Origin of the sequence: Lamprobacter modestohalophilus (assembly GCF_016583905.1) — a bacterium.
Lineage (GTDB): Bacteria > Pseudomonadota > Gammaproteobacteria > Chromatiales > Chromatiaceae > Lamprobacter > Lamprobacter modestohalophilus.
In genome coordinates, this window is record NZ_NRRY01000029.1 from 1 (window position 1) to 23,533 (window position 23,533).

The window sequence follows — 23,533 nt, forward strand, 5'->3', positions numbered from 1 at the left end:
GACGTCAACTGGGGCTGCAGTACAGCGCGGCATCGGTGAGAACCTCCGGTCAGTCGCTATGTGAATGATGAGAATGACAAGGTTACTATCTGGGAACGGTCTCAGGTATTTAACAGGGTTGCACTAGTGCCCAAGTCTCGATCAGTCGCGCGAGGGTCTTCTTGTCAGATTCGTGATACCAAGAGGGCGCCATCAGCTCCAGTACTCCGTCGATGAAGGTCAGCCTCGGAATCGCGGATTCGCCGCGGATCTCGAGCAGACGTTCGTAGTCGCTCCAGTCGGCATGATCGAGCAGGACGATTTGGTCGTCGGGCTGCGCGGCTCGATGTGCGGGAGCCGGCATGGGTGCTGATGCTGGTGTGTCGGCAATGCGCTCTGCGGTGGCGGCCATGGCGAGCCTCGGGTGAGAGTGGGTCTGCGCCCTAGCTTAGCAGGCGTCGCAGAGCTCGATCTCGGCGCTGATCGCGCGATAGGAGCTGCGCACCGAGCGCACCGAGCGCGCAGAGCAGGGCAAGGGAGAGCCAGGCTCTAAGGGTCATTCGTGCCTGCTCCCGGCCCAGTGCATCGAAGGAGGTAGGCGTTCGCTACAGCGGATTGCCATGGTCACTCGCCACCGCTCTCCTGCACCAACGCCAGCATCTCGGCATAGCTCAAGCGGCTGCTGTCATCGGTTCCTTCCAGCAGCGCGTCGGCCAGACTGCGCTTATTGGCATGCAGCTGCAGGATACGCTCCTCGATGGTGCCCTTGGCGACCAGCCGGTAGATGGTCACCGGGCGTTGCTGACCAATGCGGTGGGCGCGGTCGGAGGCCTGGTCCTCGACAGCCGGGTTCCACCAGGGGTCCATGTGGATGACGTAGTCGGCGGCGGTGAGGTTGAGTCCGGCACCGCCGGCGCGCAGGCTGATCAGGAACAGCTCGCCGTCGCCGGACTGGAAGGCAGTCACCGCGGCGCGACGCTTCGGCTCCGGGGTGCTGCCGTCGAGGTATTGGTAGCGGATGCCGCGGCGGTCGAGATGCTCGCGGATGAGCTTGAGATGATCGACGAACTGGCTGAACACCAGCGCCTTGTGGCGGTTCTCGATCAGCTCGTCGACGATGTCGGCGAAGGCGTCGAGCTTGCTGCTGGGGACTGTGCTGTCGGGCAGCGCGAGGCGCGGATGGCAGCAGGTGCGGCGCAGGCGCATGATCTCGGCGAGCAGCTGCATGCGCTGTTGGCCGGGGTTGGCGTTGGCCTCGGCGTCTTCGAGGCGGGCGATGGACTCGCGGCGCACGGCCTCGTACAACGCCTGCTCGCTGTCGCTTAGCTCTAGGCTCAGCGTGATCTCGGTGCGCGGCGGCAGCTCGCTCAAGACCTCGCTCTTCAGCCGGCGCAGGATGAACGGGCGCAGCAACTGGCGCAGGCGTTGTCGGGCGCCCTGGTCTTGGTGCTGCTCGATGGGGTTGGCGAAGCGGGCGTTGAAGGACTCCAGCGAGCCGAGCAGACCAGGATTGATGAAGCGAAACAGGTTCCACAGCTCGCCGAGATGGTTCTCGATCGGGGTGCCGGTGGTGATGATCCGAAACGCGCCCTGCAGCTGCATGATGGCCTTGGAACGCTTGGTGAGGGCGTTCTTGAAGGCCTGGGCCTCGTCGGCAACGATGGTCTGCCAGCGCACCTCGGCCAGGTGCTCGGCCTCGGTCTGCAGCAGGCCGTAGCTGGCAATGATCAGATCGAAGGGGCCGGCTTGCGCCAGCATCGCGGCGCGATCACCGGCGCCGAAGCGCAGCGGGCGTAGGGTCGGCGCGAAGCGCGTGGCCTCGACCAGCCAGTTGCCGCAGACCGAGGTCGGTGCCAGCACCAGGGTTGGCCCCTCGGGCGCGCGCGACAGGATCAGCGCCAGCGCCTGAACGGTCTTGCCGAGACCCATGTCGTCGGCGAGACAGGCGCCGGCGCCCCAGTGCGCGAGCCGGGCGAGCCAGCGGTAGCCCTCGGCCTGATAGTCGCGCAGCTCGGCTTGCAGGGTGGAGGGGATGACCGGCTCCAGCTCGCGGACCTCATTGAGGCGCGCGAGCAGCTGCTCCCAGGCCGGCGATGAGGCGATCTCCATGCCGTCCAGCAGCTCGGCGATCGCCGGTGCTGCCAGCGGATGGAAACGGCCGCGGTCGGTCAGACCACGCAGCCCGTCGAGACGCCGCCGCAGGGCGTCACTCAGGCTCAGGATCTCCCGCTCACCTAAGCGCACGAAGCGGCCTCTGGCCTCTGCGGCTTGGGCGAGCAGCTCGCGCAGTTCCAGCACCCGGCCGTCGTCCAGATGCAGGCTGCCGCCGAGCTCGAGCCAGTCTTGTTTCTGATTGACGCTGGTGCGCAGTTGGCCGACCTGGACGGCGGCGCTCAAGCTAATGCGTTTGCCCTTGGGCCAGTCCAGCAGCACCGCATCGCCCAAGGCTTGTAATTGCTCCAGCGCGGTCAGTGCGGCCTCGGGATCATCGAGCTGCCAGTTCGTCGAGGCGCCGTCTGCTAGTGCCGGGCAGGCTGTTATGAGTTGTTGTACTGCCTCTCGCTCGGCGCGCAGATCGCGGGTGCAGCTGACGGCGCGGCCATTGAGATCGGTCAGCAGGGTGGCGCTGCCCTCGCCGGGGTGCAGCTGCGGGCCGGCATCGCCGAAGGGGTGCACGAACAGCTCCAGCTGCAGCCCAAGATCCAGGCCTTGGCCGGTCGGTGTCAGGTGCAGATGTGGGCGCGCATCGGCCGGGACCTCTTCAGCGGCGCTGCTGTCCCCGCCGCCGATATCCGAGTGGACCGTTAGCAAGGGCGCCACCGAGGACAGCGTCTTCAGTAGCTCCTTTTTCGAGGCCTTGGGCACGACCAGTCCGTCTGGGCCGAGGATGGCGCCGATCTGCTGGTGGCTGCTGTCGAACTGGACCAGCCGGAAGCGATAGGCACTTTCTTGCACAGGTTGCACGCCGCGCTTGCCTTGCGGGAAGGGCTCGATGCGAACCAGCAGGTCTTTGCCCTGCTTGACGACCCGCAGGGTGGGGCGAGCAGGGATCAGCTCCAGTGGCGTCTCGTCAGTCGGGTCGGCGAGCACCAGCGGGTGGCCGACAGCGGCCAGTAAGGCGCAATCCGGGTTCAGGCTGCAGCTCTGTTGCGTCGCGCTGCTGCCGAAAGGCGTCTGCTGCCGCTCACGCACGATGCAGGCGCAGATGGCCCGGTCGCGGGCGCTGAGATGGGGCATCAGCTCGGGCTCGTTGGCCAGGCGAGACAGGGCGACGGCGCGACCCCGTGTCCAGCCGCCGCCCCTGGTGCGCTTCTGCTCGCGCGGCTCTAGGTTGGCATAGCTGCCTTGCACGACCAGCAGCCAGACCAAGCGCAGATCTTGCGCGGACGGGTCGTCCTTGGATGGGGCGGCATCGGGCGCGAGCCGTTGCAGCGCTTCCAGCGCCAGCGTCCAGTGCGGTTTGGGTTTGAGGAGATTGGTCAGGTTGACCAGACCTGGCGGGGTCGATGGGGCTGCTGGCAATCTGTCCCGATAGCCGATCGCATTGAGCAGGGCGATGGTCTCGCTCAGGAACCAGCGGGAACCTTGCTCGGCGAGCTGCGCGATACCCGGCGCTGCGTTTTGTCCGCTGCTGCCTTGTCCGCTGCCTTGCTCAGTGTTTTGTTTGGCGCCCTGCTGGGGGCTTTGCTTAGCACCTGGCTGGCTCCGCTGTTGCGTGCCCGGCTGGGTACCGAGCTGTGTACCCGGCTGGCGGTCCGACTGAGTCCCCTGCTTGGCGGTCTGCTGAGCGTACTGCTCGGCGTATCCTGCAAGCGCGCGCTGGATGTCGGCATGGATTGGCTCGCCAAGCCAGTGCAGCGCCAATGCGCGAAACAGCAAGGCCAGCGGCCGATGGGCGCCATAGCCGAAGCCGTGCTGGAGCGCATAGCAATCCACGGGCTTGCTCTGACCGGCCAGCACCTGGGCCAGCTCGCCGATGACGCGAAAGGCCGCTTCGAGCTTGTCCGTCACACTTGCGCGCAGGCAAGTGCGCACCTGCTGGTGCACCTTGGCGAGATCGTCCGGCTCGCCGCGCTGCAGCAGCGCCAGCAGATAGAGCGCACCGGGCAGGCCCGGCAGATAGAGGTTGCGCTTGCGGGTGCGTTTGCGCTCTGCCTGGTGGGCCTGGTCGAACTGGCTGATCGCCTCGGCGTAATCACCGCGTAGGACGCACAGCCAGCCCTTCAGCGTCAGGGCCTCGGTGGGCGTGCGTTCGGCGAGCAGGGGCTCGAGCTGCGCGGCGGGCAGGCGCAGCAGCTCCAGCGCGGCATCGGCATCCGCATTGACCTGTAAGGCGCGCTCGATGAGGTCAGTCCGCTGGGCCTGGGCCTGGGACTGGGCCTGGTTAGGATCTTGATCCCGGTTCTGGTCCTGGTGCGCAGCCATCGGGGTCAAGGTGCAAGCTCTGGCAGCACGAAGTCGAGCTTGGCCAGCCCCTTGCGGAACGCGTTGAGCTTCTTCTGCGGCACGCAGAGTTGCCGCTCTCCGGCGCGGCTGCAATGCGCGGCGGTGGCCGGATCGCTGCTGAGCATCGCCGCCAGGGCGGCATCGCGGCATTGGATCAGCCTTGCTGGGCCGGCATCGGTCAGCGCCGTGGCGCGCTCCTCGATGCGAGCGAGCAGATTGCTCGCCTCGGCTGGCAGGTCGCCCTCCACCGACGTTTCGAGGAAGGTTCGGATGCGCTCGCGCTCGTCGGCATCGGCGCTGCGGCTGAAGATAACATCCGTGTTCAGGACCCATCGATCAGCCGACAGCGACTTCGCGATCTGCTCCAACTGTAGCTGTTCTGCAGGCTCCATGGGCCGGAGCAGCTCGAGCTGCAGATCCGCGTCCATCCGGAACAACGGTGGTCGCTCCGCGAGCTGCGCGACGTAGTGCTCGGTCAGGTCCAGGCAGTAGGCACCGAGCGCGTTGAGGCGCAGGTAGCGCAGACCGTCGTAGCGGCTCAGAAAATCGATGTCGTCGGCGCCCCAATGATCGTAATAGTCGGGTCGAGCGCGGTAGGGTCGTGAGTAGGCGATATCGATCATGCCGAGCGTGGCGAGGTACTCGAACAGATAGGCCAGCGTGTAGCGCGCCTCGAGGATCTCGAAGTTGGCAGCGCCGTCATAGCCGAGTGAGCCGTAATTGGCATCTGAAAGATAGAGCTTCCAGGGGTTTCCGCTGACATCGAAGCGGTGACCCTCGGCCTTCATCTGTCGGAACAGGTCATCCACGGCGAGCCATTCGCCCACCGGGCAGCTGGCGCGCAGGGCGTCTTCGATGACCAAGCGCCGGTCCATCGGCGCTGTGAGTCTGACGCCTTTGCTGGTCTGCCCCTTGATCAGGTCGACGCGGCGCAGCTCATCCGGGCTGCCCTTGCGCTGCCAGCGCTCGTACAGCTGCTTAACGACCTCGTGAACGGGCTGCGATAGCGCCTTCTTGCCCTTGGCCGTCAAGCCGAGCTTGCTGCCGTCGATCTTCGCCAGGCCGCCGGTCTGCAGCAGCAGTGGCCAGGCGAAGGGGCGAATAGGACGGATTGGCCCTCCGGCCCAGCGTGGCGTGTCCTCATCGTCGTCGGCGTCGTACCAGTCGCCACCGAGCAGCACCGACTCGAGGCGACGGATCGCGGCGGCGCTGGGCAGGCCGGTCTTGGCACCCACGCCGATGCTGCCCTCTGCGATCAGCCGTAGCACCGCGGATAGATCCTGATGGGCCAGCATCTCGGTGTCCGCGCGTCGCAGCGGCTCGGGCTCGTCACCGCTGAAACGCTTGATGGTGACCGTCTCCGGTAACTGCTCATCGTCTAGGGTCACAACCTGCATGGGCGGTGGCTCTGGAACCAGTTGCGCCAGACGCGCTGCGAGGTCGGTCGGGATGTATCGATCGAAGAAGAACAGCCTGAGTGTGCTGGGCTGGTGTTTTGTCTTCGAGCGGCCGAGCCAGAGGTAAGGGTCGTAGGCGAAGTGATCTGGCAGTGCGTCGTATTTGGCTTTGAAGGCCACTGCGCTGAAACTGCCGTTCCAGTTGTAAAGGGTCTCAGCGATGGCGTTGCGGTCCAACTCGGTCAGCCCGGCGACCAGCGTGGCGAGTGCATCGGAGAGCAGATAGCCAGCGAGGCCGTTGACCAAGCTGTCCTTGACGTTCCCGGGCCGCAGGTCCGGAACCTGGCTGCAGCGTTGCTTCAGTTCGATCACGGTCAGTGATCTGAGGGCTTCTTTCAGTGTCATGGGCTCTTCGAGGACGAGGATGGGGTTGTGCGGAGGCGATTTCGGATGGCTTCAAATCGGCTTCTCCAGCCAGCTCCCCAAGACGTATCGTGACTAATCCAGGGATCGGTTCGCCTTCCACAGCGACGTCGGTGCTGCCGATGTGGTGCCGATGTGGTGCCGAGTTGCTGCAGGATCTGGCTCTGCTGGGTCTCGCGTTGAAAGAATCGATCCAGCAATCTGTCGGCTCGAAAGCTACCATAGCGAGTCTGGCGCTGGCGAGAAACCCGCCGGCGTCAGAGACAGGATGGCGCGCACCGACGATCAGTGCCTGCTTCATCTGACTGACAGGTTTGTCCAACACCCCCAACTGAATCCAGTAGCACATCAGCATGAGCGAGATCCCACTGCAGTACCACACCGCCTATCAATGGACCGGCGAGTCCGCGGCCGGCGACATCAGGATCGAGGGCCGATCCTTGCTCCCGGTGGGCACACCCCATGATGCCGAGCGCTATAGCCCAGAGCACCTGTTGGTGGTCGCCGCCGAGACCTGCCTGGCCAATTACGTCCTGCTGATCGCCGAGATGTCGAAGCTGGTGGTCAAAGACTACCGGTCCAGCTCGGAAGGCGAGCTGATCAAAGAGGGCAAGGTCGGCTACCGCTTCAAGCGTATCCTGATTCGCCCGGAACTGACGATCGAGGCAGGCAACGAGTCGCAGGCGCAGCGCATCCTCAAGAAGGCGCATGATCTTTGCCTGATTGCCCGCTCCCTCAATTGCCCCGTCGACATGGAGCCAGTCGTTAAGGTCGGCTGAAGTTGGGTGAGACGGTGCGGATGACCGGAATGGCCGGAATAGCCGGAATAGCCGGAATGGCCAACGATGATGATCGCAAGCGCATTGGGGAAGGCGTGCGTCTATCCGGAGAGGTGGGTCAGTCACTGAAAAAGATTCGCGCTGGCGCCCAGGAAATTTCCGCTGGGGTGAGGTCGTTGCACAGACGAAGTCGCCGCAAGGTTCAGTCCGCCACTGGTGCGTTCTTGTCATGCCCGGCGACCAGTCGCTCGGCGATGACCAGCGCATCTTCGAGGCTGCGCGCGAGTTCCAGTGAGCCCGCCCGTCGGCGCACGCCGGCGCGGCGCAGCTTCAGGATCATCCGTGGGGCGAGATTGACGATGACCAGGCCGATGCCGCGCTCGGCTAGATCCTTGACGATGGACTCCATCGCGACGATGCCGCTCATGTCGAGCATGGTCACATCACCCATGTCGAGCACGACGACGCGGGTCTCGGGGCTGACCACGACGATACTCTTCAGCGCGCGCTGTGCCGAGCCGAAGAACAAGGGGCCATTGATGTCGTAGACCAGGACGCCGGGCGGTGGCGGGGTCTGGTGCGCATGCTCGGGCCGTTTGCCGTCGATCACCGAGACACCGGTGAGCGCGATGCTGCGGCGGATGAACAGGATGCTCGCCAGCGCCATGCCGACGCCGACGGCGATGACCATGTCGAATAGCACGGTCAGCGTGAAGCAGGCCAGCAGCGTTGCCCGGTCCGGCATGGGTGCGATGCGCAGGGTGCGCACGAAGTGCGGGGCGTCGCTCATGTTCCAGGCGACGATCAGCAGCAGCGCGGCCATCGAGGCCATGGGCACGTAGGCGAGCCAGTCGGCCAGCAGCAGCACCGCCGCTAGCAGAAACAGCGCGTGCACCACTCCGGCCACTGGCGAGGTTCCGCCGGCGCGCACGTTGGTCGCGGTGCGGGCGATGGCCGCGGTGGCGGGGATGCCGCCGAACAGGGGCGCCACCAGATTGCCGATGCCCTGGCCGATCAGCTCGTCGTTGGGGTCGTGTCGACGTCCGGACATGCCGTCCGCCACCACCGCGCACAGCAGCGACTCCAGCGCGCCGAGCACGGCGATGGTCAGTGCGGCACCGAGCAGGCCGCGGATCAGCTCGAATGATAGGCCGATCGGCTGTCCGTTCGGACCGGGCTGTTGCCAAGGCCAAGCGAAGCTGGGCAGCACCGGCGGAATACCGTTGCCGACGACGCCGTCGATGGCGTAATGGAAACGGGTGCCGATGGTCTCGACCCTGAAGCCGTCGATCAGCAGCCCAGCACCGAGGGCAAGCAGCGAACCGACCACCACGGCCACGAGATGCGCGGGCAGGCGCTTGTCGATGCGTGGCCAGAGGATCAGCACTGCCAAGGTGACGCCGCCGATCAAGGCCTCCTGCCAGTGCAGCGTCGGCAGCGCATCCAGGATTGCCAGCAGCTTGTCGGTGAAATGGCCGTCCAGGGTGCCTAGGTCGAGCCCAAACAGATCCTTGATCTGCAAGGTCGCGATGACCACCGCGATGCCGGCGGTGAAGCCAACCGTGACCGGATAGGGCACCATCTCGATCAGGGTGCCTAGGCGTCCTAAGCCCATGCCCACGAGCAACAGCCCGGCCAACATGCCGGCGATGAGCAGGCCGCCGAGCCCCTGCGTATGCACGATGGGCAGCAGCACGACGACGAAGGCCGCGGTCGGCCCGGAGATGTTGACGGCGGAGCCGCCGGTCAGCGCAATCAGCGCGCCGGCGATGATGGCCGTGTAAAGCCCATGCTGGGGCGGTACGCCGATGGCGATCGCGAGCGCCATGGAGAGTGGCAGGGCGACGATGCCGACGGTGAGGCCAGCCAGCAGGTCGGCGCGAAGGTCCCGCAGGCTGCGGTGGGTGGAGAAGCTGGAGCGCAGGGCGTGGAGCAAGGCAGTGGGTCTCGGGCAGGTGCTGCACGTGGCGAGCGAAGAACGGGTACCTAAGCGTGCGGGGGTGCAATCAAACCGTCCAATTTACCCCGTTCCGAGCATAGTTGGACGATGAGCCAGGGCGGTGCATCGAAAAAACGCAGGTTCGCCTACAGCGCGCCCATGGCTGAGGCCAAGGCGCCGACGGCACGGCTGGCGACAAAGACCGTTAGCGCGAGTAGCAACGCTGCATACACCCGCTCGACGAAGACCAGGTTGCGCTCCAGCACCGACAGCAGTCCGGTGCGTACCATCACTAGCACCACGGAGGAGTACCAGAGGGCGTCGATGCCACCGATGGTCAGCACCAGGATGGCCTTGGCGCCCAGTCCCTGATCGGCAGTGATGAAGGGCGCAAACAGCGCGAGCATGAACACCGCGAGCTTTGGGTTCAAGAAGGCGATCATGAAGCCATCGCGGGCGGCCATACCAGGTTCCTCATGGCTGCGGATGCTGCCATTGTCTGAGGTTACAGTGATCTGATGGCAGATTGCGCCCCGCGCAAGGTAGACCAGATAGCCAGCTGCGGCGAGCTGCAACAGCGCGAACAGCGTTGGCGATGCGGTCAAGAGCGCCGCTAGGCCGGCTACCGTGAGCACGGCGTAGAGACCGACCGCAAGCCCGTGCGCAAGGGCAGCGGCGAGTCCTGAAGCACGCCCGCCGTGCAGCGTGCTGCCGAGGACCACCGCTAGGCTCGGGCCGGGCGTCATGGCGCCAAGCACACAGAGCAGGGCGAGTGAGAGCCAGGCTTCAACGGCCATTCATTTGCTTCCAGAGACGTATTCAATGGTGTCAGCAACAGGCTGTCGTGTCAGCGTATTGCTGAATTTGAAGGCGAGAATGCGGTCTCTGATGATCCTCAGGAGCCTGTCCCTTGGTCGTTGAAATAGGGCGGTCTCGCTAGGCCAGCACATCCACAACCGCCCCGGTCAGTTGCCGCAGCTCCTCGTTGCTGATGATGAAGGGCGGCATCAAGTAGACCAGGCGTCCAAATGGACGTACCCAGACGCCGCGCTCGACGAAACGGCGCTGGATCTCACGCATCGCGACCGGTTGCTCCATCTCGACCACGCCGATGGCTCCGAGCACGCGCACATCGGCGACCCCGGGCAGGTCGCGGCAGGGCTTTAGGCCGGCATTGAGCAGATGCTCGATGCGCGCGATGTTGGCCTGCCAGCCTTGGCTGCCAGCACCGATACCAGGGTCACCGCCAGTGCTGGATTGAATGCCAATGCTTGCGTCTTTGCCAGAGCTGGTGCCCTTGGCCGAGGTTGAGATCGGGTCGTGGGTTGAGGCAGTCTGAATCTTGGCGCTAGAAGTCTGCATGTTGACGCTAGCGCCAGGCTCGAGCAGCAAATCTAGGCTGGCGTTGGCAATCGCGCAAGCGAGTGGATTGCCAATGAAGGTGGGGCCATGCATGAAGGCGCCAGGTTCGGCGCTGGAGATGGCATGTGCAACCTGCTCGGTGGCCAGGGTCGCGGCCGAGGTCATGTAGCCGCCGGTGAGCGCCTTGCCGAGCGCCATGATGTCTGGGCTAATACCGGCGTGCTCGCAGGCGAACAGCCGGCCGGTGCGGCCGAAGCCGGTGGCGATCTCGTCGGCGATCAGCAGCACACCATGCGCATCGCAGAGCGTGCGCACGCGCTGCAGATACGCAGCTGCATAGAAGCGCATGCCGCCGGCGCCTTGAACGATCGGTTCGAGGATGACCGCGGCGATCTCGTTTCGATGGGTCTCGATCAGGCGCTCAAACTCATCGATGTCTGCGTCGCTGCAGGGCTCGCCGAAGCGTGGTGCTGGCGCTGGCGCGAAGAACTGTTGTGGCAGCACCTGGTTAAAGAGCTGATGCATGCCGGTGACCGGATCGCAGACCGACATCGCATGGAAGGTATCGCCGTGGTAGCCAGAGCGCACCGTGAGGAAGCGCACGCGCTTGCGCTGACCGATGGCCTGCTGATATTGCAGCGCCATCTTCATCGCCACCTCGACCGCGACCGAGCCGGAATCGCAGAGGAACACCTGCTGCAGTGGCTCAGGTGTCATCTGCACCAGCCGCTCGACCAGCCCGACCGCCGGCGCGTGGGTGAGTCCGCCGAACATCACATGCGCCATCTGCTCGAGCTGATCGCGCGCGGCCTGGTTGAGTATCGGATGGTTGTAGCCGTGGATCACGCACCACCAGGAGGCCATGCCGTCGATGAGGCGGCGGCCATCCATCAGCTTCAACGTGCAGCCCTGCGCGCTTCGGACCGGATAGACCGGATCGCGGTCGATGGTCGAGGTGTAGGGGTGCCAGGCGTGGGCGCGATCGATTGCGAGCAGGCGCTCGATCTCGGTGTTGGATAACGCAGCGTCGTTGGTGCTCATCGAAGACTCTGGCTTTTCAGCCTGTCGCGTTCGGGTCGTCATGGCGGAAGGGGGGCGCCAAGACTCGCAAGGCGGTATCCCCTTTGTCAGACATCGCCTTGGGGCGTCGTCTGCCGAGGCTCAGCGAATGCCGCGAGTCTGGCCAATCCCATGCTCGCGCGCGAACTCGAGCATACGCTGGATCGGGATCACGGCGCGCTGGCGGATGGCCTCGTCGATCTGGATCTCTTGGTCGCCGCGTTGTAGCACCTGCTCGAGATTTTGCAGGGCGTTCATCGCCATCCAGGGGCAGTGCGCGCAGCTTTCACAGGTCGCTCCTTCGCCGGCAGTGGGGGCGGCGATCAGCCTCTTGTCGGGTGCCAGCTGGTGCATCTTCCAGAAGATGCCCTCGTCGGTGGCGACGATGAACTCGCGATTCGGCAGCTCGCACACGGCCTTGATCAGCTGGGTGGTGGAGCCGACCACATCGGCCTGGTCGACAATCTCATCGGGTGATTCCGGATGCACCAGGATCGCGGCGTCCGGATGCAGGCGGCGCAGGCGCTCGAGCGCGAAGCCCTTGAACTCCTCATGCACCACGCAGGCGCTGTCCCAGAGCAGCATCTCAGCGCCGGTCTGTCTTTGCACGTAGCGTCCGAGGTGCTTATCGGGCGCCCAGAGGATCTTCTCGCCGCGCTCATGCAGGTGCTTGACGATCGGTAGCGCGATGCTCGAGGTGACGACCCAGTCCGAGCGTGCCTTGACCTCGGCGCTGGTGTTGGCGTAGACCACGACGCTGTGATCGGGATGAGCGTCGCAGAAGGCGCTGAAGGCGTCGGCCGGGCAGCCTTCATCGAGCGAGCAGGTCGCTTCCAGCGTCGGCATCAGCACGCGCTTCTCGGGATTGAGGATCTTCGCCGTCTCGCCCATGAAGCGCACGCCGCAGACGACCAGCGTCTGGGCATCGCTTTCGGCGCCGAAACGGGCCATCTCCAGCGAGTCGGCGACATAACCTCCGGTCTCTTCAGCCAGTGCTTGGAGATCGCCGTCGACGTAGTAATGCGCGACCAGCACCGCATGCTGTTCGACGAGCAGACGCTTGATGCGCTCCTTGAGCTCGGTCTTGGCGGCGTCGTTGAGCGCTGGCCAGGCCGGATGCGCAGGGACTTGGATGCGGTCGCGGATGGGGGCTTCCTGGGTCGCAGTGGTCATACTTGTCTCCGGGGCGCCTGCGGCTGTTCCTGCACGATCATCGCTGGTCGCTGAGGATCGATCAGGGCTTGGGCGCAATGGCCGTTGTTCGGTCGTTGTCGGGTCGCCGCTACAAGGGCTCGCCGACGGGTGGTTGTTGAGAACGGTCGTCCTTGGTGCATCTCTCGGCATCGGGCATCGGGCATCGGGCATCGGGCATCAGGTAATCAGGGCTGGCTACTTGAGGAACGCGATGCGCTCGCGGTCGAGCAGGCGATAGACCCGTGCTGGACGATGGCTGCCAAGGCGGCGGAATTCGCCAGTGTCTTCGATGACCTCAAGCGCCTGCGCCCATTTGCGGAAGTTGCGCTTGTCGATCTCGGCATCAACTAGGGTTTCGTAGACCTGCTGCAGTTCGCTGAGGGTGAAGGTCTCCGGCAGGAGCTGGAAGGCGATGGTCGAGTAGTCGAGCTTGGCCACCAGACGGCGATGGGCCATGGCAATGATCTCGTCGTGGTCGAAGGCAAGCGGTGGCAAGGCCTTGACCGGAAACCAGGCGGCGGCTGCGGCATCGTCGCCGGCGCGTACCTGGAGCCTAGACTCGGGTGCCAACGCCAGATAGGCGACGCTGATCACCCGCTCGCGCGGATCGCGTCCGGGCTTGCCGAAGGTGCCGAGCTGCTCGAGGTACAGGTTCTCAACCCCGGTTTCTTCCGCCAGCTCACGGGCCGCGCAGGTCTCGAGGTCTTCATCGATATCAACGAAGCCGCCAGGTAGCGCCCAGCTGCCTTTGAACGGCTCGTTGCCGCGCTCGATAAGCAGCAGTTGTAGCCGATCGTCGCGAATCGTAAACAGGACGACGTCAGTGGTGACCGCCGGATGTGGGTAGCGGTAGCAGTGAGGCTGCTCAGGGTCGGTGGCGGCATCGGCATCGCTGGCAGCGATGGTGTGGGGCTTGTCGGTCATCGTTGACGGCTGTTGGTTGTTTCCCTTCTGTTAACTTAGTGTATGAGTTACACCTTTTCAAGTCGTTGCCAGCGCTTGGTTGTCAGGATGCAAGATCAGCCTGTTGAAGGCCTGTTGCCGACAATGTGCGGTCCGAGGTCGTGCCACAGCCAGGCTGCGCCGCGCACGCCACTGGCATCGCCGAAGCGGGGCGGGATGATCCGGGTGGCGAGGCCATCGCCGAAGATGTAGGGGCGGATTCGCTCAGGCAGGTGCTGGTAGAGCCGCTGCAGATTCGACAGGCCACCGCCAAGCACGATGACCTCGGGGTCGAGCAGGTTGACCACCGACGCCAGCGCGCGCGCAAGCCGATCCTCATAGCGTTGCAGCGCGGCCTCGGCCTCGGTGTCGCCCTGCTCGGCGGCGGCGGCGATGGCCTTGCCGTCGAGCCGGCGGCCGCTGTGGCGCTGGAGGTCCGCGCTGAGGGCCGGGCCAGAGACCCAGGTCTCGATACAGCCGCGCTTGCCGCAGTAGCAGTGAGGGCCAGGGCGCTCATCATCGTGCGGCCAAGGCAGTGGGTTGTGTCCCCATTCGCCGGCGATGGCGTTGGGTCCGCTGAGTAACTGCCCATTGATGACGATACCGCCACCAGTGCCGGTGCCAATGATGACGCCGAACACCGAGCGAGCGCCGGCGGCGGCGCCATCGGTGGCCTCGGAGAGGGTGAAGCAGTCAGCGTCGTTGGCGATGCGCACCGGACGCCGCAGACAGTGCTCCAGATCGCTGCACAGGCTGCGGTCGTTGAGCCATACCGAGTTGGCGTTGCGTAAGCGTCCGCTGAACGGCGACACCGCGCCTGGGGTGCCGATGCCGATGCTGGCGCGGACCCCGAACTCGGCTTCGAGTGCCGAGATCAGGCCATGGATGGCGGCAAGGGTGCCTGGGTAGTCATTGCGGGGCGTTGCGATACGTTTGCGCTGCAGCAGTTGGCCCGCGGCGTCCAATGCGGCGGCCTCGATCTTGGTGCCGCCAAGATCGACGCCGATATGGACCGGCCTGCCCATCGCCGCCTGCTGAACTCAGTCGCTCGCCGGGGAGGTTTTCAATCCGCGTGGGTTGGTGAAACGCTCGTTCAGATTCTGCACATAGGTCTCGCAGTCATGCAGCACCTTGGCGATGCGCCCCTCCGACCAGTCGTTCCAGCCCAGCGGCTTGCCGACGAAGAAGGTCTGCCAGCTGCGGGTGTTGATCTGAAACGCCTCGAGCACATTGCCGGGCAGTTTTTCATCGCGCAGTTGCTTGCGCAGCCAGGGGCGCACACTGAGGGCGGCAAGCTTGCGCAAACCGAAGTGCGCGGCGACGAAGACCAGCAGTGCAAGCGCCTCGGCACCCTGCAAGGCCCAGTTGAGGCCCCAGCCTTCAAGCGTTTCGAGCCAAGCCGGCTCATAGGAGAGGGCGTTCCAATGGCCGCTACTGATGCTCCAGGCCAAGAACAGCGAGACCATGATCAATAGCACCATGAGGTCAGCGATGAAGGTACGCGATCGCCAGCGTCGCACCGCGGTCTCGAGCAGTGGCACGGTCTCATCGGCGAAGCTGGTCGCGGTCTGCCGCAGCGAGGCGACGATGCGATAGGCGCGCTCGATCTCGACTTGGTCCATGCGCTCGTAGATCTCGCTCAGGTCGGCGTCGCGCTTGCGCTCGAAGCGCTCGCGCCTGACCGGATCTTCGATGCCCGGCGCCGAGCCACTGTAGATAGTGAAGAAGCGCCCGGTGGTCATGCCGACCTCGCCAAGTGCCCGCAGCCAGGCGGCGACGACATCCTCTGGATTGTCCTCTTTGGCGGAGGTGTCGATCTGGTTCAGGATGTGGAGAAACTTGCTCGAGTCGGCGCGGTTCTTGGTCCGGACCACCAGGTGTTGCAGCGTGTCGCGCATCGCGCCCGGCTCAGGATGGCGTGCATCGAAGAGTACCAGGACCAGATCGGAGAGGTCGATCATGTGATCGGTGATGCTGAGGATCGCATCGCGCTGGGCATCGGCATCGAAGCCGGGGGAGTCGATTAGGATCTTACCGCGCAGCCGATCGCTGCAGGAGGTCTTGAGCTGCAGGTAGGCGTCGATACGCTTGCCTTCGCCACCGGCGACACGCTCGATCTCGCGCGACATCTGATAGAACGGGAAGCGCGGATCGGAATCGAGCGAAACGCCGGGCAGGGCGTGGCTGCGGGTCTCCGGGCTGTAGACGACGACGGTGAAACGGTCGTCGACAGCTTGGTTGCCGGTGCGCTGAATGGTCTGGCCGAGGAAGTCGTTGATGAAGGTCGACTTACCGGCGGAGAAGGTGCCGAGCACCGAGATCAGTGGCCACCAGGGGACCTGGCTGGCGAACGATTTGTTCTCTGGCAGCAGGTGCATGTCGTAGGCGACCCGGTCGAGCGTCCGGAAGCTCTGCACTGCGCTCAAGAGGATCGGGTTTTCCTGCTCCAGGTGGCTTTCGAGGTCGTTGAGACGCCTCTGCACGCTTTCCGGGCCGGCGGCTGAAGACATGCGTCATGCTCCTGTCAGTAATCGTGGTCGAGCTCGAGGGCGGGTGAAAGCTTGAACGCCAGCGGATACTATACGCTTTGATCCACGCAGGGTAGTGTCCATGCGGACCGAGGGGTTAAGTGCACCCTGAGTCCATAAAGCATGCCGCAGTCAATGGCTTAGCTGTTTTTTGTCGCCGGCTCTGCGGCCAAAGTAGGGTTTTAGGACGTCTAAGGGGCTGATTCTTTTGGCCTAAATGCCTGGCTTGCTTGATATCGCGCTGTATTTTCAGGATACTTCTCGGCTTGGCTCGTATTCGATCTTGCCAACAATAACGATCAGACTCATCAGAACCACCACCGTCAGTGCGAATGGGCCTCAACTGCAGACTGCGTTCTCTAGAGCCGACCGCTGTTAGGCCGAGGCTATTGCCGATAGCCAAGCCGGTCTTACATGGATTGCTGTGCATCAAGCGCTGCATCCCTTGCTCATCTGCTGATCTCTGGCTCGCGGCGCCAGAATTGGCTGGAGTGCGCTGGGGGCTTGAGCCAAGGTTCGCGACTGGCCAGCTTGCGGATTCGCCGAATTCAGCTCTCGGGTACCCGAAATCATGGGAAATCTAATTATGCGCATGCTCTCGATCGGGCTCCTCGCCGCCATGGGTGCCGTCACCGCGGTATCAGCCCAGACCGTGGAAGATATCTATGTCGTCAAGCAGGCGGAGGGTCTGCCGACCGTCTCGGTTGGCGGTACTGTCGTCCCCTACAAGGAGGTGACGCTGGCGGCGCAGCTACCAGGGCGGGTCGACTATCTCGCGGGCATCGAGGGTGATGCGTTCGATAGCGGTGATCTGCTGGTCTCACTGGATGCCAGCGAGCTGAAGGCCAAGCGTCAGGCGCTGCTTGCGCAGATGGCGACGGCGGACGCGCAGTTGCGTAATGCTGGCGTGCAGTACAGTCGGGAGTTGTATTCGCCACGCTCGCGGACCTCGCCAGGTGGCATGGGTGTGCCGAATCTCTTTGATCAGTTCTTCACGCGGCCGATGGAGGATTTCATCGGCGATCGGGATCAGGACGCCGAGCTTTCTGCCGATCTCTTCGCTTCTAGCACGCAGATTCAGGAAGCACGCAATGCCATGATGCAGCTGCAGGCGGAGTTGCGGGCCTTGGATGCGAAACTGCGCGATGCGCGCTCAATCGCGCCATTTGACGGCGTCATTGTTAGTAAGTTCATCGAGGTTGGCGATACGGTGCAACCCGGCCAGCCGCTGCTGACCTTTGCCGATGTCGAGTACCTGCAGGTCGAGGTTGACGTCCCGGCACGGCTGCGGCCAGGTCTGCGCGAGGGGGCGATGCTGCGTGCAGAGCTTGATGTTCCGGCCCGCCCGCGCTCGGCGGCCGATGCGATGAATGATGCGGGCAACGTGCCAGTGCGTGTTGCGCAGGTCTATCCAATGGCTGATCCGCAGCGACACACGGTGAAAGTTAAGTTCGATCTGCCGAAAGGCGTCTCTGAGCCGGGCATGTATGCCAAGGTCTTAGTGCCGGACTTCAACGCTCCGGCCCGCGTCAATCCGGTCGTGCCGCGCACCGCGATCCGCTATAACGGCAGCCTTCCTGGGGTCTATGTGCTCGACGAAGAGGGCAATCCGCACCTGCGTTTGATCCGCGTCGGTGAGCCGACACCGAACGGCGGTGTGACAGTGCTCAGCGGTCTCCGTGCCGGTGAGCGCATCCTCAGTAACCCAGGACCCGGCATCGCCACTGGCTGGTCGCAGGGCGACCGCTCAAGCCGCTGAGATGTCCTCCGAGGACCGAGACGGGGTTCTGCCGTTTGTGCCCTGTCTCGGTTTTTTCACGTCCGCCCCTGATGTAAGAAACACGCTATGAGCCAGGACGATAGCCCTCGCACCGCAGCGCCAGAAGACGCTCGCTCCCTTGCTTCGATGGATGGTGACAGTCTCGGTCTTGCAGGCCGCACTGCTCGTTTCTTCATCCGCTCACCACTCTCGCCGCTGCTCTATGTGGCGATGTTGATGATGGGACTGCTCGGTCTCATCGCGACGCCGCGCCAAGAAGACCCGCAGATCTCGGTGCCGATGATCGACATCATGGTGCAGTATCCGGGGGCCTCGGCCGAGCAGGTCTCGAGTCTGACGATGCAGCCGCTCGAACGAATTATGAGCGAGATCCCGGGCGTCAAGCACGTCTACTCCGCCTCACAGCGCGGCCAAGGGCTAGTGACGGTCGAGTTCAAGGTTGGCGAGGAGGTTGGTCCGTCGCTGGTCAAGGTCAACGACAAGCTATCGTCCAACATGGACAAGATTCCGCCCGGGGTGATGCCGCCCTTAGGTGAAGACCAAGGGCATCGACGATGTGCCGATCGTCACCCTGACGCTCTGGTCCAAGGATGTTGATGGCAACGGCCGGCCTGATGTCGATGACGGGCAACTGCGGCTGCTCGCGCAAGACGTGCTGCAATCGCTGAAGGAGGTCAAGGACACCGGCAACAGTTTCATTGTTGGTGGGCGGACCGAGCAGATTACCGTCGATGCCTATCCGGAACGGCTCTCTGGCTATCGGATCAGCCTGGACGAGGTGGCTAGCACCATCCGCGCGGCGAACGCTGAGGCGAGTGCTGGCGGTGTTGAATCAAGTGGCACCCATTTCTCAGTGGTCTCGGGCTCGTTCTTGACAGGCGCTGAGGATATCCAGCGTTTGGTGGTTGGCACCTATAACGAGATCCCCGTCTATGTGCACGACATCGCGCGCGTGCGCCAGGGACCAGAGGATGCGGATCAGCTGGTCGCCTACTACAGCGGTCCCGCGGCTGAGGGGGATCTCAGGGCTGATGGCGCGCCTGCGGTGACCATCGCGATCGCGAAGAAGGAGCTGACGAACGGCGTCACGGTGGCGAATGCGATCCTTGATAAGGTCGAGGAGATCAAAGGCGAGCGTATCCCGAACAATGTTGCGGTGAGTGTGACCCGGAATTATGGCGAATCTGCCGATGAGAAGGTCTCGGAGCTGATCTTCAAGCTGTTCATCGCGACCTTCTTCGTCTTCTTGCTGGTACTGGCGGCCTTCCGCGCGCTGAAGCCGGCGATCGTGGTCATGTTGGTGATTCCGGTGGTCCTGTTGATGACCATCTTTGTGGCTTGGATCGCCGACTACACCATCGACCGGGTGAGCCTGTTCGCGCTGATCTTCTCGATCGGCATCCTGGTCGATGATGCCATCGTTGTGGTCGAGAATATTTATCGGCGTTGGCTCGAGGAAGGCCGTACCGATGAGGTCACCGCGGTCGATGCGGTACGCGAGGTCGGTAATCCGACCATCCTTGCGACCTTTACCGTGATCGCGGCCTTGCTGCCGATGGGCTTCGTCAGCGGCATGATGGGGCCTTACATGATGCCGATTCCAGCGTTGGGCTCGGTGGCGATGCTGATCTCGCTGTTCGCGGCCTTTGTGTTCACGCCCTATCTGGCGATCTCGAAGTGGCTGCGGCCATCCATGCGCTACTTGGAGGTGGCCGAGAAGCGCGAGCATCAAGAGTCGAAGAACCTCGAGAAGCTCTATGTTGGCATCCTCACCCCGCTGATCGAAAACAGGCGTACGCGCCTGATCTTTAAGTTGGTGCTATGGGGCACCTTCCTCTTCACCCTGAGCTTCTTCTACTTCAAGTGGGTGCCGGTGAAGATGCTGCCGCTGGACAACAAGCCCGAGTTCTCGGTGGTGTTGGACATGCCCGAGGGCACCGCGTTGCCGGTGACCGCCAATCTGGCGCATCAGATGGCGGACAAGATCCGCAGCATGCCGGAGGTCACCGCGATTCAGCTCTACGCTGGCACGGCGCGGCCGTTCGATTTCAACGGCATGGTCCGCCACTACTATCTGCGCTCCGATCCCTGGCAGGGCGAGTTGCAGGTGCAGCTGACCAATAAGCACGACCGTGATCGCAGCAGCCACGAGATTGCGGTCGAGGCGCGTGAGATGCTGAAGCCGCTGGCGGATGCCAACGGCGCCAGCATCGCCGTGGTCGAGATGCCCCCTGGGCCACCGGTGCTGCAGTCAGTCGTGGCCGAGATCCATGGGCCGAGCGCGGAAGTCCGGCGCGCTTTTGCGCAGGAGCTGACAGATATCTTTGCCCAAGCCGAGAGCGCGCGCGATGTCGACAACTATCTGCGCGAGTCCTTCGACTATTGGCGTTTTGATGTCGACACCGAAAAGGCCGTGCGTCGCGGTGTCTCGGTGGATGCCATCAACCGCAATCTGACCATGGCCCTTGGTGGGGCTGAGATCGGCGACGTGAAGATGCGCTCTGGCCACGAGCCGGTCGATATCGTGGTGCAGGTGCCGCTCGCTGAACGTTCGCAGATTCAGAGCCTGGGTGATCTGCCGGTGAGGACGAATTCCGGCTCGACGATTCCGCTGCGTGAGCTGGGAAGCTTTGAGCGCGTGCCCGAGGAGTCGATCGTTTATCGGAAAGATCTGCGCGCGGTCGAGTACGTGGTGGCCGATGTCGGCGGTACCCTGGCGGCACCGGTCTACGCGATGATGCAGATCCAGAACCGCATCGATGAGATGGGTTATGTGGCGCCCGATGGCGTGAAGCCGGAGGCCTACTGGCTGGGTCCGCCGCCCTCGGATCAGGTGTCGAGCTTTGAATGGGCGGGCGAGTGGACCGTCACCTACGAGACCTTCCGCGACATGGGGGCCGCGTTCGGCGTCGCCTTGATCCTGATCTACGTCCTGGTGGTCTGGGAGTTTGGCAACTTCCGTATCCCGCTCGTCATCATGGCGCCGATTCCTTTGACCTTGCTCGGGATCATCCCTGCGCACTGGGTAGCCTTCGAGCTTGGCTATGGGGGCGAGTTCACTGCTACCTCGATGATCGGCTGGATTGCCTTGGCCGGCATTATCGTGCGTAACTCGATCTTGCTGGTCGATTTTTCGATCCATGAGGTGCAGAAGGGCGTGCCGGTCGCCGAGGCGGTGATCCGTTCCTGCACCACACGAACACGGCCGATTGTGATCACGGCGCTGGCACTGGTGGCTGGCGCGAGCGTCATCGTGACCGATCCGATCTTCCAGGGTATGGCGATCTCGCTGTCATCAGGTGTGCTGGTCTCGACGCTACTGACCTTGATCGTCATCCCCCTGGGTTGCGTTGCGGCGAGCAAGGATCTCTGCGAGGTGGCCGTCGCGAGCGCTCCGCCCGGGATGGTGGTTCCCTGCGCCGAGGGCCTGCAGCACGATGAGCCTAGTCGTGCGGCCCACTCGACCTCTACCCAGGGTAAACAGAAGGGCGGCGGCGTCTTGGCCAAGATTGGCGGCGTTCTGATGCTCGTGCTCTATGCCTTCCGTGGTCTGTTCTTGCTGCTGTTCGATTGGATCAAGGGAATGCTAAAGAAACGGCGATCGGCGCCACCAGCGGGAACCGCACCAGCCGGGCCACTGCCCAATGCGTTGCGTCGGTCAGAAACGGACGTCGAGTCCGCCAGTGTTGCAGTCGCCAGTGAGGTTGAGCGTCCGGAAACGGCGCCAGACCAGACGCCAGACCAGACAAGTAGGCCAGAGCCGACTAAAGTGACGAGTGATGCGTTAGCGGAGACGTCGGCCAACGCTCCTGAGCGCAAGGCACCGGCAAAGCCGGCTGCGGCGAAAAAGGCTCCGGCGAAAAAGGCCTCAACGAAGAAGGCGGCGGCGACGAAGAAAGGAACGGCAAAAAAGGCGACGACGAAAAAGGCGCCAGCGAAGCCGCAGCCGAAGGCCTCTAGACGAGGTATTCGCCTCAAGACGGACGATAACGACGGGCCTGAAACCAGTTAGCACGGCAGACACCATGAAAAGAATGCAATCGAGACCTTCACCGCGAGGTCGCTCAACCCTAGGTGGGCGGCGACGTGTGCGGGCTCGGCTGCATCTGGTCTTGCTGGCCATGATCCCGCTGCTCGCCAGCCCTCTCCTGTGGGCCTGGAATCCTTACGAGACGGATAGCCATGGGTCATCGGCTTATTCCAGCGCAGATCGCGCCTCCCCCGGTGATTACCGGACACCGCGCCCACCTGAATGGGGTCGGACAGATCCTGGTCAGCAGGACTCAGACTGGCCGGGCGCCTTGGATAGCCGGAGTCAGTGGTACCTGTCAGAAGACCCTCAGGACGCAACCTGGTCGTCGGCGCCACGAGACGATTTCGATGCTGGCGGCCGTGGCGCTGCCGACCAGCGCTGGCAATCGGGAGCGCCGACATCCGACTGGAGCGATCAGAGTCGTTGGCGGGAGGCGCCGAGCGAAAGGAGCGACGCATGGCGACAGCCGAGCCAGGGCCGATATTGGAACGACACCACCGTCGGCGGTCGATCTGATGACCGATCGCTGCACGAGCGACGAGACCATTGGCCGCAGGACGCGGCTTCGGATTGGGATGTCCGCGGTCAGCAACGTTTCAGGGATTCAGGCGGCGATCGGCTGTACGGCTCGGGTGGTTATCAGTTTCGCCCTGACCCCGATCTCCAAGCGCTGCGCCCGGGCGGCCCCGCCGGCTGGGAGTTTCGCCCCCTGTCCGAGCGGGATAATGCACGCTCACTCGCGGACAGCCCTTATCCCCAGATCGATGAGCGCGATTATCTGCCTCGCGGTCCCTGGCGCAGCTACCAAGACGAAGGCGTTACATTCGGTTACCATGCGGATGATGAGTGGTCAGGCTACTCGTCGCAGCCACCGCTGCGTTGAGCCCTCGCCATACTCCAACCCCTCCAGCCACTTTGCGTGATCGCGGCAAGAACGGATGATTACAGTCATCGGCTCCTTGAAGGGCGGCTCCGGTAAGAGCACCCTCACCTTTAACATGGGCGTCTGGTTGTCGATGGCCGAGGTCGACGTACAACTGGTAGACGCCGACCCACAGGGTACCTTGACCGACGTCACTGCGGTGCGGCATGAAGAGGGCTTTCAGCCCGTGCTTCCCGTATTGGACTGGGCCTCGCTCGGTACCGACAAGCTCCGTGAGCACGACGAGACCCTGATCGATGTCGGAACCTCTGATATGGAGGCCTTGCGCGAGGCGATACAGCATTGCGACCGCGTGATCGTGCCGGTGCCTCCCTCGCAAGCCGATATTTGGTCAACGCAACGCTTCATCCAGTTGGTGAAGTCGGTCGAGCGCGCTCATCCCCCGGAGATTCTCGGATTTATCAATCGGGGCGATACCCATCATGCGGTGCGGGAGACCAACGAAGCGGCCGCCGCCTTGGTGTCATTGCCTGATATCCGGTTCGTGAAGTCGCGGTTGTCGCAACGCACGGTGTTCCGACGCTCGTTCAGCGAAGGCTTGGCCGTGTTCGAGCTCGAGCCCCGCGGCAAGGGGGCGAAAGAGTTTTACGCGCTCGCTGCAAGCTTGTTTCCTCAGGTGTTGAGCTAACCATCGGCACCAAAGCTTGGAGGCCTTGGGCGTCTCGTCTTGGGCGCGGATTGCTTGTATAAGCCTGCGTTCGTGTTACGCTTCGTAGACTAACTTATCGG

The 23,533-nt window shown here is 63.7% G+C and carries 14 protein-coding genes and 1 pseudogene; 5 read left to right on the plus strand and 10 right to left on the minus strand.

Going from position 1 to position 23,533, the window contains the following annotated elements:
• Positions 1 to 109: 109 nt before the first annotated feature.
• From CKO42_RS16080 to CKO42_RS16090, 3 genes are all read right to left on the minus strand, one after another.
• On the minus strand, positions 110 to 391 hold the full coding sequence (locus CKO42_RS16080; protein ID WP_200246238.1) for a hypothetical protein: 282 nt from the start codon (positions 389 to 391) through the stop codon (positions 110 to 112).
• A gap of 212 nt (positions 392 to 603) precedes the next feature.
• A complete protein-coding gene (locus CKO42_RS16085) occupies positions 604 to 4,404 on the minus strand; it encodes a DEAD/DEAH box helicase (protein ID WP_200246340.1) in 3,801 nt (1,266 codons plus the stop codon).
• Between the two features lie 5 nt (positions 4,405 to 4,409).
• Entirely contained in the window at positions 4,410 to 6,227 is a 1,818-nt protein-coding gene (locus CKO42_RS16090) for a hypothetical protein (protein ID WP_200246241.1), read from the minus strand.
• A gap of 371 nt (positions 6,228 to 6,598) precedes the next feature.
• Between CKO42_RS16090 and CKO42_RS16095 the strand changes: the two genes are divergently transcribed.
• The gene (locus CKO42_RS16095) at positions 6,599 to 7,024 is read left to right on the plus strand and encodes an OsmC family protein (protein WP_200246244.1); all 426 of its coding nucleotides are present in this window, start codon (positions 6,599 to 6,601) and stop codon (positions 7,022 to 7,024) included.
• Positions 7,025 to 7,226: 202 nt separating this feature from the next.
• On the opposite strand, the gene dauA is transcribed toward CKO42_RS16095, so the two are convergent.
• From dauA to CKO42_RS16135, 7 genes are all read right to left on the minus strand, one after another.
• Positions 7,227 to 8,960: a C4-dicarboxylic acid transporter DauA gene (gene dauA, locus CKO42_RS16100; RefSeq protein WP_200246246.1), complete on the minus strand. Its 1,734-nt coding sequence runs from the start codon at positions 8,958 to 8,960 to the stop codon at positions 7,227 to 7,229.
• Between the two features lie 149 nt (positions 8,961 to 9,109).
• Positions 9,110 to 9,760: a LysE family translocator gene (locus CKO42_RS16105; protein ID WP_200246248.1), complete on the minus strand. Its 651-nt coding sequence runs from the start codon at positions 9,758 to 9,760 to the stop codon at positions 9,110 to 9,112.
• Between the two features lie 139 nt (positions 9,761 to 9,899).
• Positions 9,900 to 11,366, minus strand: a complete 1,467-nt coding sequence (gene bioA, locus CKO42_RS16115; protein WP_242479439.1) for an adenosylmethionine--8-amino-7-oxononanoate transaminase — start codon at positions 11,364 to 11,366, stop codon at positions 9,900 to 9,902.
• A 120-nt stretch (positions 11,367 to 11,486) separates the two neighbouring features.
• Complete coding sequence (gene nadA, locus CKO42_RS16120) at positions 11,487 to 12,557, minus strand: quinolinate synthase NadA (protein WP_200246250.1); 1,071 nt, start codon at positions 12,555 to 12,557, stop codon at positions 11,487 to 11,489.
• A 216-nt stretch (positions 12,558 to 12,773) separates the two neighbouring features.
• Positions 12,774 to 13,502 carry an NUDIX hydrolase gene (locus tag CKO42_RS16125; protein ID WP_200246252.1) on the minus strand — a complete coding sequence of 243 codons (729 nt, stop codon included), beginning with the start codon at positions 13,500 to 13,502 and terminating at the stop codon, positions 12,774 to 12,776.
• Positions 13,503 to 13,597: 95 nt separating this feature from the next.
• Complete coding sequence (locus tag CKO42_RS16130) at positions 13,598 to 14,545, minus strand: ROK family protein (protein ID WP_200246254.1); 948 nt, start codon at positions 14,543 to 14,545, stop codon at positions 13,598 to 13,600.
• Between the two features lie 15 nt (positions 14,546 to 14,560).
• Entirely contained in the window at positions 14,561 to 16,030 is a 1,470-nt protein-coding gene (locus CKO42_RS16135) for a dynamin family protein (RefSeq protein WP_200246256.1), read from the minus strand.
• Between the two features lie 610 nt (positions 16,031 to 16,640).
• Between CKO42_RS16135 and CKO42_RS16140 the strand changes: the two genes are divergently transcribed.
• The 4 genes and pseudogenes from CKO42_RS16140 to CKO42_RS16155 all read left to right on the plus strand — a co-directional run bounded on the left by CKO42_RS16140 (position 16,641) and on the right by CKO42_RS16155 (position 23,432).
• Positions 16,641 to 17,807, plus strand: coding sequence for an efflux RND transporter periplasmic adaptor subunit (locus tag CKO42_RS16140; protein ID WP_420844324.1), 1,167 nt, complete (start codon positions 16,641 to 16,643; stop codon positions 17,805 to 17,807).
• Positions 17,808 to 17,894: 87 nt separating this feature from the next.
• Positions 17,895 to 21,840 (plus strand): annotated as a pseudogene (locus tag CKO42_RS16145) (efflux RND transporter permease subunit).
• 22 nt (positions 21,841 to 21,862) lie between these two features.
• Positions 21,863 to 22,744 (plus strand): hypothetical protein, encoded by an 882-nt coding sequence (locus CKO42_RS16150; RefSeq protein WP_200246260.1) that lies wholly within the window; start codon positions 21,863 to 21,865, stop codon positions 22,742 to 22,744.
• Between the two features lie 55 nt (positions 22,745 to 22,799).
• A complete protein-coding gene (locus CKO42_RS16155; RefSeq protein ID WP_200246262.1) occupies positions 22,800 to 23,432 on the plus strand; it encodes a nucleotide-binding protein in 633 nt (210 codons plus the stop codon).
• The last annotated feature ends 101 nt before the right edge of the window (positions 23,433 to 23,533 follow it).

Excerpts from the sequence above, each read along its gene's own strand:
- CKO42_RS16095 (WP_200246244.1), top strand. The coding sequence starts at position 6,599 with ATGAGCGAGATCCCACTGCAGTACCACACCGCCTATCAATGGACCGGC.
- CKO42_RS16150 (WP_200246260.1), top strand. The coding sequence starts at position 21,863 with ATGCAATCGAGACCTTCACCGCGAGGTCGCTCAACCCTAGGTGGGCGG.
- CKO42_RS16105 (WP_200246248.1), bottom strand. The coding sequence starts at position 9,760 with ATGGCCGTTGAAGCCTGGCTCTCACTCGCCCTGCTCTGTGTGCTTGGC.
- CKO42_RS16140 (WP_420844324.1), top strand. The coding sequence starts at position 16,641 with ATGCTCTCGATCGGGCTCCTCGCCGCCATGGGTGCCGTCACCGCGGTA.
- CKO42_RS16125 (WP_200246252.1), bottom strand. The coding sequence starts at position 13,502 with ATGACCGACAAGCCCCACACCATCGCTGCCAGCGATGCCGATGCCGCC.
- CKO42_RS16085 (WP_200246340.1), bottom strand. The coding sequence starts at position 4,404 with ATGGCTGCGCACCAGGACCAGAACCGGGATCAAGATCCTAACCAGGCC.
- CKO42_RS16090 (WP_200246241.1), bottom strand. The coding sequence starts at position 6,227 with ATGACACTGAAAGAAGCCCTCAGATCACTGACCGTGATCGAACTGAAG.
- CKO42_RS16130 (WP_200246254.1), bottom strand. The coding sequence starts at position 14,545 with ATGGGCAGGCCGGTCCATATCGGCGTCGATCTTGGCGGCACCAAGATC.
- CKO42_RS16080 (WP_200246238.1), bottom strand. The coding sequence starts at position 391 with ATGGCCGCCACCGCAGAGCGCATTGCCGACACACCAGCATCAGCACCC.
- CKO42_RS16135 (WP_200246256.1), bottom strand. The coding sequence starts at position 16,030 with ATGTCTTCAGCCGCCGGCCCGGAAAGCGTGCAGAGGCGTCTCAACGAC.
- bioA (WP_242479439.1), bottom strand. The coding sequence starts at position 11,366 with ATGAGCACCAACGACGCTGCGTTATCCAACACCGAGATCGAGCGCCTG.
- nadA (WP_200246250.1), bottom strand. The coding sequence starts at position 12,557 with ATGACCACTGCGACCCAGGAAGCCCCCATCCGCGACCGCATCCAAGTC.
- CKO42_RS16155 (WP_200246262.1), top strand. The coding sequence starts at position 22,800 with ATGATTACAGTCATCGGCTCCTTGAAGGGCGGCTCCGGTAAGAGCACC.